Origin of the sequence: Galbitalea sp. SE-J8, from assembly GCF_030345695.1 — a bacterium.
Classification (GTDB): domain Bacteria; phylum Actinomycetota; class Actinomycetes; order Actinomycetales; family Microbacteriaceae; genus JAUASV01.
Genome location: NZ_JAUASV010000009.1, coordinates 1 through 12,157 on the forward strand (window position 1 = coordinate 1; position 12,157 = coordinate 12,157).

At 69.6% G+C, this 12,157-nt stretch carries 13 protein-coding genes; 3 read left to right on the forward strand and 10 right to left on the reverse strand.

The features are described 5' to 3' along the window. On the forward strand, window positions 1–329 hold a 329-nt coding region (locus tag QT381_RS07655), incomplete at its 5' end, for a transposase (RefSeq protein WP_289248274.1). Between the two features lie 146 nt (window positions 330–475). On the opposite strand, the gene QT381_RS07660 is transcribed toward QT381_RS07655, so the two are convergent. The 8 genes from QT381_RS07660 to pyrH form a co-directional block, all read right to left on the reverse strand. After that, window positions 476–1,243, reverse strand: coding sequence for an alpha/beta hydrolase (locus tag QT381_RS07660; protein WP_289248275.1), 768 nt, complete (start codon window positions 1,241–1,243; stop codon window positions 476–478). Beyond that, the gene (locus QT381_RS07665) at window positions 1,240–1,536 is read right to left on the reverse strand and encodes an Rv1322 family protein (RefSeq protein WP_289248276.1); all 297 of its coding nucleotides are present in this window, start codon (window positions 1,534–1,536) and stop codon (window positions 1,240–1,242) included. Before QT381_RS07665 ends, QT381_RS07660 begins: the two co-directional genes overlap by 4 nt. Window positions 1,537–1,564: 28 nt before the next feature. Further along, a complete protein-coding gene (locus tag QT381_RS07670; RefSeq protein WP_289248277.1) occupies window positions 1,565–3,313 on the reverse strand; it encodes a cation:proton antiporter in 1,749 nt (582 codons plus the stop codon). Window positions 3,314–3,333: 20 nt separating this feature from the next. After that, complete coding sequence (locus tag QT381_RS07675; RefSeq protein ID WP_289248279.1) at window positions 3,334–3,975, reverse strand: aggregation-promoting factor C-terminal-like domain-containing protein; 642 nt, start codon at window positions 3,973–3,975, stop codon at window positions 3,334–3,336. Between the two features lie 73 nt (window positions 3,976–4,048). After that, window positions 4,049–4,603 (reverse strand): DivIVA domain-containing protein, encoded by a 555-nt coding sequence (locus QT381_RS07680; protein ID WP_289248280.1) that lies wholly within the window; start codon window positions 4,601–4,603, stop codon window positions 4,049–4,051. A 36-nt stretch (window positions 4,604–4,639) separates the two neighbouring features. Then, window positions 4,640–5,602, reverse strand: a complete 963-nt coding sequence (locus QT381_RS07685; protein ID WP_289248281.1) for a phosphatidate cytidylyltransferase — start codon at window positions 5,600–5,602, stop codon at window positions 4,640–4,642. Then, the gene (frr, locus tag QT381_RS07690) at window positions 5,602–6,117 is read right to left on the reverse strand and encodes a ribosome recycling factor (RefSeq protein WP_289248399.1); all 516 of its coding nucleotides are present in this window, start codon (window positions 6,115–6,117) and stop codon (window positions 5,602–5,604) included. Before frr ends, QT381_RS07685 begins: the two co-directional genes overlap by 1 nt. Before the next feature lie 87 nt (window positions 6,118–6,204). Next, window positions 6,205–6,918: a UMP kinase gene (gene pyrH / locus QT381_RS07695; protein WP_289248283.1), complete on the reverse strand. Its 714-nt coding sequence runs from the start codon at window positions 6,916–6,918 to the stop codon at window positions 6,205–6,207. 1,115 nt (window positions 6,919–8,033) lie between these two features. On the opposite strand from pyrH, the gene QT381_RS07700 reads away from it, so the two are divergent. Next, complete coding sequence (locus QT381_RS07700; protein ID WP_289248284.1) at window positions 8,034–9,008, forward strand: hypothetical protein; 975 nt, start codon at window positions 8,034–8,036, stop codon at window positions 9,006–9,008. Window positions 9,009–9,060: 52 nt separating this feature from the next. On the opposite strand, the gene tsf is transcribed toward QT381_RS07700, so the two are convergent. Then, complete coding sequence (gene tsf, locus QT381_RS07705; RefSeq protein WP_289248286.1) at window positions 9,061–9,891, reverse strand: translation elongation factor Ts; 831 nt, start codon at window positions 9,889–9,891, stop codon at window positions 9,061–9,063. Window positions 9,892–10,089: 198 nt separating this feature from the next. Then, a complete protein-coding gene (gene rpsB, locus QT381_RS07710; protein ID WP_289248288.1) occupies window positions 10,090–11,190 on the reverse strand; it encodes a 30S ribosomal protein S2 in 1,101 nt (366 codons plus the stop codon). A gap of 343 nt (window positions 11,191–11,533) precedes the next feature. Between rpsB and QT381_RS07715 the strand changes: the two genes are divergently transcribed. Further along, the gene (locus QT381_RS07715; RefSeq protein ID WP_289248289.1) at window positions 11,534–12,109 is read left to right on the forward strand and encodes a murein hydrolase activator EnvC family protein; all 576 of its coding nucleotides are present in this window, start codon (window positions 11,534–11,536) and stop codon (window positions 12,107–12,109) included. The last annotated feature ends 48 nt before the right edge of the window (window positions 12,110–12,157 follow it).

A 12,157-nucleotide genomic window follows, 5' to 3' on the forward strand; every position in this document is an offset into this window, starting at 1 on the left:
CGGAGCAGGAGTTGCACCTGGTGATGGACAACTACGCCACCCACAAGACGCCCGAGGTGAAGGACTGGCTTCAGAAGCACCCGCGCTTCCATGTCCACTTCACACCGACCTCCGGATCGTGGCCGAACCTCGTCGAGGTCTGGTTCGGGATCATCGATCGCCAGGCCATCCGTCGCGGCGTGTTCACGAGCGTGAAAGACCTCAACGCGAAGATCCGCCAATTCATCACCGGCTGGAACGACCGCAAACACGCCTTCGTCTGGGCCAAGACCGCCGACGAAATCCTCACCAAAGCGAACCGTCAACCAACTTCAGAAACGCGACACTAGCTGCCCAGCGTCGCGAGCGCCGGCATCCGTGTCGGCGCCGCCGGCTGGGCCCACGCCGCCGGTCACCGACGACGCGAAGCGTCGGCGGTCCGTGCCGGCGGGGAGGGCGAGCCCTCAACACGGATGCCGGCGCGGTCCCCCGGGACTCAACGCGAGTACGTCGTCGGCAGCGGCAGCGCCGCGGGGTTCAGCCGCGCCACGATCTCCGTGAGCACGCGCGACGTCTGCGCCTCCCCCACCCACAGGTGCCTGCCGCCGGCCACGGCGACGAACTCGAGCTCGGGCACCGACCGGAACTGCTCCCGCGCCTCCTCGGGACGCAGGAAGTCGTCGAGCTCGGGCACGACGGCGACGAGTCGCTTGCCGCTGCCGGCCCACGCGGCGACCTCGGCATCCGTCGCGCGATGCAGCGGCGGCGACAGCAGGATCGCGCCGACGATCGGGTGCCGCAGGCCGTACTTCAGCACGACCTCGGTGCCGAACGACCAGCCGACGAGCCACGGGTTCGGCAGGCCGCGCGCGGCGACGAGGTCCAGCGCGGCCGCGAGGTCGTGCTGCTCGTCGACGCCGTCGCCGAACTCCCCCGCCGACGTGCCGTGCGGCGAGGTCACGCCGCGGAAGTTGAACCGCAGCACGGCGAGGTCGGCGAGCGCGGGCAGGCGCGCGGCGGCCTTGCGGATGATGTGCGAGTCCATGAAGCCGCCGTGCGTCGGCAGCGGATGCAGCGCCACCATCGTCGCGACCGGCTCCCGCCCGACCGGGAGCGCGAGCTCCGCGACGAGGTCGAGGCCGTCCGCGGTGCGCAGCGTGAGCGCCTCGCGTCGCGCGGGCAGCTCGACGGCGCCGCGGATCTCGACGGCGCCGGGGATCTCGACGGCGCCGGGGGCGGCATCCGGTCCGGTCGCGTCGGTCATGGCCTGATCCTCCAGCAGTGGGTGTGCCAGTGCCGCCGGGCGGCGAGCGCGTCGGCGTCGCCGAGGATGCCGTCCGCCCGCCACGCGACGACGTGCGCGACTCCCGCGCCGATCTCGAGCCCGCACGCGGGACAGGTGTACGCCTTGACCGCCGAGTCGGCGCGCTGCGGCTGCACGTACCAGTCGCCGTCGCGCTTCACCTCGGTGCGCTTGAACCCGGCCGTCGCGCGGGCGAGGTCGAGCGCCTCGGGCTCCTCGCGGCGTCGTCCACGGGGGCGATTGCTGCGGGGCATGCCCTCCAGCCTACGAGCGCGACCGCGGTCAGGTGGTGCGGCCGTCGGCCGCCTCGATGCGGGTCTGCTCCAGGTCGAGCATCGCCTGCGCGCGCTCGATCAGGCGCGACGGGTAGGTGCCCTCGCTGCGCGCCTCGAGCAGCGCCTCCCGCTGGGCCTCGATCATGTGGTGCACGAGCACGCGCCGGCGGCGATGCGGGCTCGACGCGACGTCCTCGGGCTCGTCGACGCCCTCCTCCGCCCGCTCGCGCGCGGCGTCCACGATCGCCTGGGCCTCGTGCTTGACGCGCTCGCGCTCCTCGTCGGTGAACGGCTGCCCGTCGATGACCTCGAGGGTCGGGTCGTCGACGGCCGCGGCCCCGGCCTCCGCGAGCTCCCCGAGCAGCTCCGCGAAGCGGTTCTCGTCGGCGGCGCGATCCGGGCCGCGGATGCCGGTGAGCCGGATCACGAGCGGCAGCGTGCCGCCCTGCAGCACGAGCGTGATGACGGCGACCACGAACGCGATGAGCACGAGCTGGGGCCGGTACGGCCAGTCGTCGGCATCCGTGGGGAGCGTCTGCGCGGCGGCCAGGGTGACCACGCCGCGCATGCCGCTCCATCCGATGACGATGCCACCGCGCCAGCCGAGGCCCTCGCGCCGCAGCTCCTCGGCGTCGTGCACGCGCCGCTGGTGCTCGCGCCGGGCACGCTCGTAGCGCGCGGTGAACCGCTCGTCCCCCTCGATGCGTTTCTGCACCCGTTGCAGCGCCTCGCCGAACCGCGTGTTCCGGCTGCGCGCCCGCGAGTTCTGCCGTCGCAGCAGCAGCAGCAGCGGCGCCACGAAGACGAACCGGATGCCGATGAGCACCGCCGTGACGAGCGCGCCGACGAGGACGGTGACCCCGAGAGGCAGCGTGCCCTCCCGGTCGACGGCGACGATGATCGAGCTGATCTGCACGCCCATGATGAGGAAGACGACGTTCTCGAGCACGAACTGGGCGGTGCGCCAGTTGATCCGCTCGGTGATGCGGGACTGCGCGCTGAACCGTTTCGCGCTCTCGTGCCCCGTGTACAGGCCCGTGACGACCACCGCGAGCACGCCCGACGCGCCGCGATCCTCCGCGAGGATGAAGGCCACGAACGGCACGGCGAACGAGATCGCGGTCTGCAGCACCGAGTCGGGCAGCTTCTCGCGCAGGCGCACGCTGATGAAGCCGATGACGAGCCCGACCACGATGGCCACGACGACGGCGTAGACGAAGTCGCCGATGGCGCCCCAGAACGACAGCGTCGCGCTCACCGCGGCGATCGCGGCCTTGAGCATGGTGAGCGCTGTCGCGTCGTTGACGAGCCCCTCGCCCTCGAGGATGGTCGTGAGGCGCGGGGGCAGTCCGAGCCGCTTGCCGACCGCCGTCGCGGCCACGGCATCCGGCGGGCTGATCACGGCGCCGACCGCGATCGCCGCGGGCAGCGACAGGTCGGGCAGCAGGAAGTACAGCAGCAGCCCGCTCGCGAACGCCGAGACGACGACGAGCAGCACGCTGAGCGCGCCGATGCTCGTGAGGTTGCGGCGGAAGTCGACGACCGGCACGGTGATGGCCGCCGAGTACAGGATCGGCGGCAGCAGTCCGACGAGGATGATCTCCGGGTCGAACTCGGTCGGCGCTCCCGGGATGTAGCTGAACCCGATGCCGACGAGGATGAGGATGATCGGCGTCGCCACGCCGAGTCGTTTGCTGAAGGCACCGGCCGCGACGATCGTGAGCACCGCGACGATCGCGAAAAGGGCCAGGTCCACGCGACGACTTTATCGACTCGTCAGTACCATCCGGAGTTCTGCGAGTGCGCCCACGCGGCGCACGGCGTGCCGTACCGTCCCGCGATGTAGCCGAGTCCCCAGGTGATCTGCGTCGTGGCGCTCGTCCTCCAGTTCGAGCCGACGGAGCCCATCTTCGAGCCGGGCACCGCCTGCGGGATGCCGTAGGCGCCGCTTCCGCCGTTGCTCGCGTAGACGTTCCAGTGCGACTCGCGGTTCCACAGCGCGACGAGGCAGGCGAAGTGCTTGTCGCCCCAGCCCTTCTTCTCGACCAGGTCGAGCGCGATGGCCTTCGCGGAGCCCGGGTCGGGCTTGCCGACCGCGGGCGCCTCGGCCTCGGCCTTCTCGACCTCGGCCGGCGCCACGGTGATCTTGTAGTCCGGCCGGTCGACGTCGGTGCCGTCCCCCGCCCCGACGAGCAGCGTCTGGGCGTCGCGCACGCCGTACTGGTCGACGAACGACTGCTCGGCGGTCATCGCGAACGCGTTCGACGGGTCGATCATCGGCACCGCGACGAGCGCCGTCGCGGCGAGGAACGCGAGCGTCGGCAGGATGCGGGACGAGCGGATGAGGTACCCGACGCCGCGTGCGGGCGCGCCGGAATAGGCCGGCCCGGCCGCGCTGTGTCTCCGATGCGTACCCACGAAGCCAGAAGCCTAACGGATCGGTAACGGCTGGCCCCCGGTCGGGTGCCACGACCCGGGTCGCTCGGCCGCCTCAGCGCACCGCGAGCATGACGCGCACGACGGTCTCCAGCAGGTAGTCGACCTTGGCCTCCGAGTAGCCGTGCCGCACGGGGGAGAACGCCACCGTGCGCACCTCCTCGACGCTCATCGGGGCGCCGCTCTGGAAGTAGTCGACGAGGCGGTCCAGGAACGCGTCGACCTGCTTCACGTCGTAGCCGCGGGTGAACTGGCCCTCGCGCGAGAACCGCTCGCCGGCCGGCCGCGCGAGTCGGTCGAGCACGACCTGGGCGGTCTCCCGGGCCTGCGCGAACCAGGCGTCCTGCCCGCCGGGGGCGGCGAGGGCGCGGTCGCGCTCGCGCTGGGCGAAGGCGTCCTCGAGGCGCTCGAGGGCCGCATCCACGTGCACGGGTGAGTACCCGCCCTTCGTCATCGGGAAGGCGATGCGACGGATGGTCGAGCTCGACACGACGGACAGCGCGGACGGATCGGCGGTGTAGGCGCGACGGGCCTCCTCGAGGAAGTCCTCGACGTGGTCCACGTCGTAGCCGGGGACCGACTTGCGCGTGCGCGGGAACGTCGAACTCACCGCTCCATCATGCACTACGGCGACCGCGGGAACGCCCTATCGGAACAGCAGGAACAGGGCGTAGGCGACGGGAGCGGACAGCATCGTCGAATCCAGCCGGTCGAGCACGCCGCCGTGGCCGGGCAGCCACGTGCTGATGTCCTTGATGCCGAGGTCGCGCTTGATGAGCGACTCGGAGAGGTCGCCGCTCGTCGCGCTCGCGACGAGCGCGAGTCCGAGCGGGATGCCGACCCACCACGGCTGGCCGAGCATGAGCCACGCGATCAGGATGCCCGCGATCGTCGCGGCGACGACCGAGCCCGCGAACCCTTCCCAGGTCTTGCCGGGGCTGATCATGGGCGCCATCTTGTGCCGCCCGAAGGCGAGCCCCGCGGCGTAGGCGCCGGTGTCGACCGAGACCACGACGATGAGGAAGCCGAGCACCCACCACTGCCCGCCGTCGTTCCCGACCAGCACGATGGCGAACGAGCCGAGGAAGACGATGTAGACGAGCACGAACACGCCCGCGAGCAGGTCTTTTCCGAGCTCGCGGGCCGCGACGCGGCGACCGGGGACGACGGACTCGACGAGCCGCCACACGGTGACGAGCACGACGGCCGCGAGCAGTCCGAGCCAGTGCCCCTCGTCCCGGGTCAGCCCGAGGGCCGGCACGCCGTAGAACGCGAGCGGGACGATGCCGATGCTCGCGATGACGAGCGGGATGCGCGGCACGTCGCGCCCCGCCGACCGCAGCGCGCCCGCGAGCTCGAGGGCCGTGACGGTGACGAGCGCCGCGCCGAAGAGCATGAAGAACTCTTTGACGACGATGAGGCTCGCGACCACGGCGGCGCCGAGCACGAGTCCCACGATGATCGCGAGCGAGAGGTTGCGTCCGCTCCGGGCGTTGATCCGATCGCTCGTCGCTCTCGCCCGCGCCTCGAAGTCGTGCAGATTGGCCTCGATCTCCGCGCGCGACGGCGGATGTCTGCGCCCCGGGGGCGTGCCAGAGCCCTCCGACATCAGACCTCGAGCAGCTCGGCTTCTTTGCGCTTGAGCGCCTCGTCGATCTGGTCGACGTGGCCCTTCGTCGCGCCGTCGAGCTCCTTCTCCGCGCGCGAGATGTCGTCCTCGCCGACCTCGCTCAGACCGTCCAGGTCGTCCTTGGCCTTGCGACGGATGTTGCGGATCGCGACCTTCGCCTGCTCGCCCTTCTCGCGCACGATCTTGACGAACTCCTTGCGCCGCTCCTCGGTGAGCTCGGGGAGCGTGACGCGGATGATCTCGCCGTCGTTGCCGACGTTCGCGGAGAGGTTCGGCATGGCGACGAGCGCCTTCTCGATCTCCTTGAGCGCGCTCTTGTCGTAGGGCGTCACGAGCAGCACGCGCGCCTCGGGGTTCTGCATGCCCGCGAGCTGGTTGAGCGGGGTCGGCGAGCCGTAGTAGTCGACGAGCACGCGCTGGAACAGGGCCGGGTTCGCGCGTCCCGCGCTCACCGTTCCGAAGTCGTCCCTGGCGACCTCGACGGCCTTGTCCATCTTCTCCCTGGCCTCGGCCAGAACGTCGCTGATCGCCACAGTCACTCCTTCGCGTCCAGTCGAGTGTAGTGGGCGCGCCGGCACCCCTCAGGCGGAGACGAGCGTGCCGATCGTCTCGCCGCGCAGGGCGCGGGTGAGGTTTCCCGCGGGCTCCATTCCGAAGACGAGCATCGGCATCCGGTTGTCCATGCACAGGCTGAACGCGGTCGAGTCGACGACCTTGAGGCCCTGCACGAGCGCCTCCTGGTAGGTGACGGTCTCGAGCTTGCGAGCCTCGGGGTTGTGCCGCGGATCGGCGTCGTACACGCCGTCGACGCCGTTCTTCGCGACGAGCACGATGTCGGCCTTGATCTCCAGCGCCCGCTGCGCCGCGACCGTGTCGGTCGAGAAGTAGGGCAGGCCCGCGCCCGCTCCGAAGATGACGACCCGGCCCTTCTCGAGGTGCCGCTCGGCGCGGCGCGGCACGTAGGGCTCCGCGACCTGCTGCATCGAGATCGCCGACTGCACGCGCGTCGAGGCGCCGGCCTGCTCGAGGAAGTCCTGTAGCGCGAGCGCGTTCATGACCGTGCCGAGCATGCCCATGTAGTCGGCGCGGCCCCGATCCATGCCGCGCTGGCTGAGCTCGGCGCCGCGGAAGAAGTTGCCGCCGCCGACCACGACCGCGACCTCGACGTCGTCGAGCACGGTGGCGATCTCGACCGCGATCGCGCTCACGATGTCGGGGTTGACCCCCAGTTGACCACCGCCGAACGCCTCCCCCGAGAGCTTCAGAAGAACCCGTCTCTTGGCGGCGTGCGACATCGATCTCCTCGGTTGTGGGTGGTCGGGCCGGGTCAAGGCTATCGGTTCGCGATGCGCGCGCGGCGGGCGGGACGGGGCGACGGCCGGAAACGGATGCCCCTGGGTCCCCCTTTGAGCGGACACTGCGTCAAGCGGACACTGGCGCTTGCGCACGTCGCTGGTCAGGCTGGCGCCCGCTCGATCGGCGGTGCGGAGGCGCCGCGACCTTGCCGACCGAGAGCTTGTCGTCCTTCCCGTGGTTCTTCGCGTGGTCCTGCTCGAGGAGCGCGACCGGCGTGACGTAGGCGCCGAGAGCACTGGTCGCCCCGTGACGCGAGCCACGCGAGAAAGCACGCGTCGATGTCGCACGGGACGCGTCGGTCATGCCGCTGAGATCAGGTCCATCCCGCTGCCCATCGAACGCGTGCCACCTGAACCAACTACTGGCGCGCGGGGCCGCCCCGGCATATAATCGGCCTCCAACGAGAGCTCGTCCTCCCCAACGAATGGCGAATCGAATGACGCTCGTTCCGCGAAGAGTGACCGTTGCAATTGTCGCGTGCCTTACGCTGATCGTCACCTCGGTTGTCGCGGCAACCCCGGCCTCAGCCACCTGCACAGCGACCGCCAACAGTTCGACAGACACCTACGTCAAGCCGTTCCCCAACACGTATGGTGGAGACAACATCGGATGGGTCGTGGGCTCGGAGGGCTGCAACAGCTCCCATTCCGGAAACGATTGGGATCGATTCGATGGCGCTCAGGGCACTTTTCCCGTGTACGCAATGTCCGGCGGAGCTGCCATATACATTGAGTTGAACGATGTCGGCGGATACGGCAGATACGTCGCAGTCAACAACCAGTACGACACGAACGAATGGGCTGTAGCCCATCTGGCCACCACGTGCTATGGGTGTGGGACGGAGAGCTATATCGTCGAAGGGGAGACTGTCGGCACAGCGGGATCCTCTGGGACCTATGCCGATTACACGCACGTTCACGTCTCGATGACTCCAGACTGGAACGGGTGGGGCAGTTCCACCAACTTCTTCTCTCCGCGGGTATTTCTTGCGTCTCACGGTGTCACGTGGACCTCATATCAAGAGCCTTGACTCACAAAGGAGAGGGAAGCCGAAGTGAACGCTGCATCCTCTAAGCGAATCCATGCCGCTGGCCTCGCCATTCTTGTCGCCTTCCTCATCTCCGGTTGTGCGAGCCCAGAACCCGGAGCTTCACTACTCAAGGAATCAGTCGCCGACGACGGCAGGGTGATGACCGCCGAGTACCACCATCTCGCGAACGTGAATCTGCCGGATAAACTGATCGCCCCCGATGCACGATATTCGAGCGTGCCGTGGGCCGTCATCGAACGCTTCCCCGACGTGACGACGCTCTTCATCGCGTTCGTCGACAATGCGCGAGTGGCCGAAGGGTGCATCGCACACGTCGGCACAGCGGTGTATGAGACGAGCACCACCGTCACAATCGCCGCGCTGAGCGGCGAGTCCGATCAACCATGTGATGAGGAGCCGGCCATCGGCGGAGGCTACTTCGATCTGGGCGAGCCGATCGGAGATCGAACGCTTCTTCACGCAGCGCTCTCCGCACCATGGGACGATCTGGGCAACCCTCTACCGACGCGCGTGGGGCCGACGTATTCGACTCCGACGCCCGAGGCAGTCCCGAGCTTCGACAGCGACGCGACCTGCGACAACCTTCTTGATCCGTCGACGCAGTCAACTCTGCGCGAGAGCGGCCTGTCTCTCTCGGGGACTTTCCGCGACAAGATTCTCGCCGCGCCCGATCAGCAAATCCATGCATTTCTTCGTTATGGCGGAATCGTGTGTGCCTGGATGAGCGACGGGGAGAACTCGACCATTTACGCCTATGGTCGAATCGCCGCTGACCAGGCGGACGACGAGCAGGCTTCTCTTGTCGCCAGTGGCTATACAGCGGTTAAAACGTCGGCGGACAGAGCTTGGCAGGATCAGCGAGACGGATACGGCACGTTCGCTTTCGGACACGGTTACTGGGCTTACGCCGACATCCTGGACGACAGCTCCGAGCTCGCGTTCCTCGAGGAGATCATCGGCAACGTTCCCGCGTTCTAAGAGGACGGCCCCGCTCGCTGTTCGAGAAGCGGGGCCGTCCGTTGTCGGACTGCTACGCGCCGACCTTGAAGCGCACGAAGTCGGTGATGGTCAGGCCGGCATCGGCCGCGACCTTGCCGACCGAGAGCTTGGTGTCCTTCGCGTAGTCCTGCTCGAGCAGCGCGACCTGCTTGAAGTACGCGCCGAGACGGCCGGCGACGATCTTCGGCAGGGCGGCCTCGGGCTTGCCCTCTCCGCGGCTGATCTCCTCGACGATGCGACGCTCGTTCTCGACGGACTCGGCCGGAACCTGCTCCTTCGAGACGTACTGCGGGTCGGCGAACGAGATGTGCTGCGCGATCGAGCGCGCGGTGTCCGCGTCGTCGCCCGAGTACGCGAGCACGACGCCGACCTGCGGGGGCAGGTCCTTGCTCGTGCGGTGCAGGTAGATCGAGAACGTGTCGCCCGTGATGCGGGCGACGCGACGCAACTCGACCTTCTCGCCGATGACCGCGGCCTGGTCGTCGATGGTGTCCTTGACCGACTTGCCGCCCTCGACGATCACGGCGTTCGCCGCGTCGACGTCCTCGGCGCCCGAGTCCGCGAGCGCCTGCAGCACGGTCTGGCCGAGCGCGATGAACCTGTCGTTCTTCGCGACGAAGTCGGTCTCGCAGGCGAGCTCGATGAGCGTCACCGCGGTCGCCGACTCGACGACGCCGACGAGGCCCTCGCTCGTGGAGCGGTCGGCACGCTTCGCGTTGCCCTTCGCGCCCTTGAGGCGGAGGATCTCGACCGCCTTCTCGATGTCGCCCTCGGCCTCGACCAGGGCGTTCTTCGTGTCGACCATGCCGGTGCCGAGGCGCTCGCGCAGGGCCTTGATGTCGGCGAGACTCACGTCAGCCATCTCTGTTCCTCACTTGTCGTGATCTGGTGCGGCAGCGCTCCTGACGAGCGATGCCGCGGATGGGGCGGTTCGGAACCGCGGATGCGGGCCCGAAACCACGGATGCGGTTCGGAACCGCGGATGCGGACGGAGCCGGGTTCGGCATCCGCCCGCGATGCGGGAGCGTGGCTTCCGCGGGTGTCTCAGGAGAGACGGTGCTTACTCGGCGGCCTCGGTGGCGCCCGCGTCGGCCTTGGGCGCCTTCTTCGCGGCCGGCTTCGCTTCGGCAGGCTCAGCGCGGCGCTTCGCGGCGGGCTTCTTCTCGGCCTCGGTCGCCTCGGCCTCGATCTTGGCCTCGGCGGCCTCCTCGGTCTCCGGGGCGTGCTCGACGACGAGGGCCTCGTCCGCGGCGGCCTCGGCGTCGGCGATCACGGCCGCCTCGGCGTCGTTCTCCTCGACGGGGACCTCGGCGGCGATGACCTCGGCGACCGCCGCGTCGGCGACAGCCGACCCGCCGACGAGCGCGTCGCCGGCCTCGATCTGCTCGGCCGGGGTCGCGGGCGTCTCGCTCGCGGCGAGCAGCTCGGCCTCCCACGCGGCGAGGGGCTCGACGTCGGCCTCGGCACCGCCCTGGTGACGCTGCGTGAGGCCCTCGGCCGCGGCATCCGCGACGATGCGCGTCAGGAGCGCCACGGAACGGATGGCGTCGTCGTTGCCCGGGATCGCGTACGTGACCTCGTCGGGGTCGCAGTTCGTGTCGAGGATCGCGATGACCGGGATGCCCAGCTTGTGGGCCTCGTCGATCGCGAGGTGCTCCTTCTTGGTGTCGACGATGAACACCGCCGACGGCGTCTTGGCCAGGTTGCGGATACCACCGAGCGACTTCTGCAGCTTGGTGAGCTCGCGCTTCTGGATGAGGAGCTCCTTCTTCGTGTAGCCACGCGTGGTGTCGTCGAAGTCGATCTCCTCGAGCTCCTTCATGCGCGCGAGACGCTTGGAGACCGTGGTGAAGTTGGTGAGCAGGCCGCCGAGCCAGCGCTGGTTGACGAACGGCTGGCCGACGCGGAGCGCCTGCTCGGCGATCGCGCCCTGCGCCTGCTTCTTGGTGCCGACGAACAGGATCGTGCCGCCGTGGGCGACCGTCTCCTTGACGTAGTCGTACGTCTTGTCGATGTACTCGAGCGACTTCTGCAGGTCGATGATGTGCGAGCCCGAGCGCTCGGTGAGGATGAAGCGCTTCATCTTCGGGTTCCAGCGGCGGGTCTGGTGTCCGAAGTGGACGCCGCTGTCGAGCAGCTGGCGGATGGTGACGACGGCCATGGTCGTTCTCTCTTTTCTGGCGCGCGGGGGCGCCCCTCAGTTGTCTTCTCGCCCCGGTGGCAGTGCCGGGCTGTGCGGAACCTGGTGCCCCACGCGCATCCGCACACACCGTTTGCGGTGTGCGACTGGAGGATGCGGCGCCCGCTGCGTCGGCATTCCGGCCGACGCGGTACGGTTCAGGGCACGCGTAGTCATCCCGATGGACGGGATGCGGTGTCGAGCATAGCAGAGCGGATGCCGCGCCGATCCGCGGAGCGCGCCGTCCACTCCTCCACCGGTCACGGCTGTGCACCGGTGCCGGCGTCGTGCCCGGAGCGAGACGCTCGGAGCGGAGCCTGGGGCGATGAGGTCTCGGGTCGGCTGGCGACGCGGTGCGCGGGTGCGACGCGACGCGCGGGTGCGACGCGACGCGCTCGCGCTGCTGACCCTGGTCGCACTCGGCGCAGCGCTGTCGCTCGGTGCGACGGCGTCGCTCGGCGCGACGGTGGCCGCCGACGACGTGACGGCGGGCGAGACCTGGCGCTGGCCGGTCGACGGGCCGCACGTCGTCATCCGTCCCTACATCGCGCCGGCCACCCGGTACGGCCCGGGCCACCGCGGGGTCGACCTCGCCGCGGGCGACGACCTGCTGGCGCCCGCCGACGGCGTCGTCTCGTTCGCGGGGGTCGTGGTCGACCGCGGCGTGCTCTCGATCGATCACGGCGGCGGCGTCGTCTCGAGCTACGAGCCCGTCACGACGGACCTCGTCGCCGGCGACTCGGTGCGGGCGGGCCAGGTCATCGCGACGATCGACGGCGGCCACTGCGCCGACCCGTGCGTGCACCTGGGCGTGCGCGTCGACGGCGAGTACGTGTCACCGATGCTCTACCTCGGGGGCGTCCCCCGCGCGGTGCTGCTGCCGACGCGCCCGATCGACTGAGCGCGCCCGCGCGTGCGCCGGGCCGCGCGGCTGCGCCAGGCCGCGTCG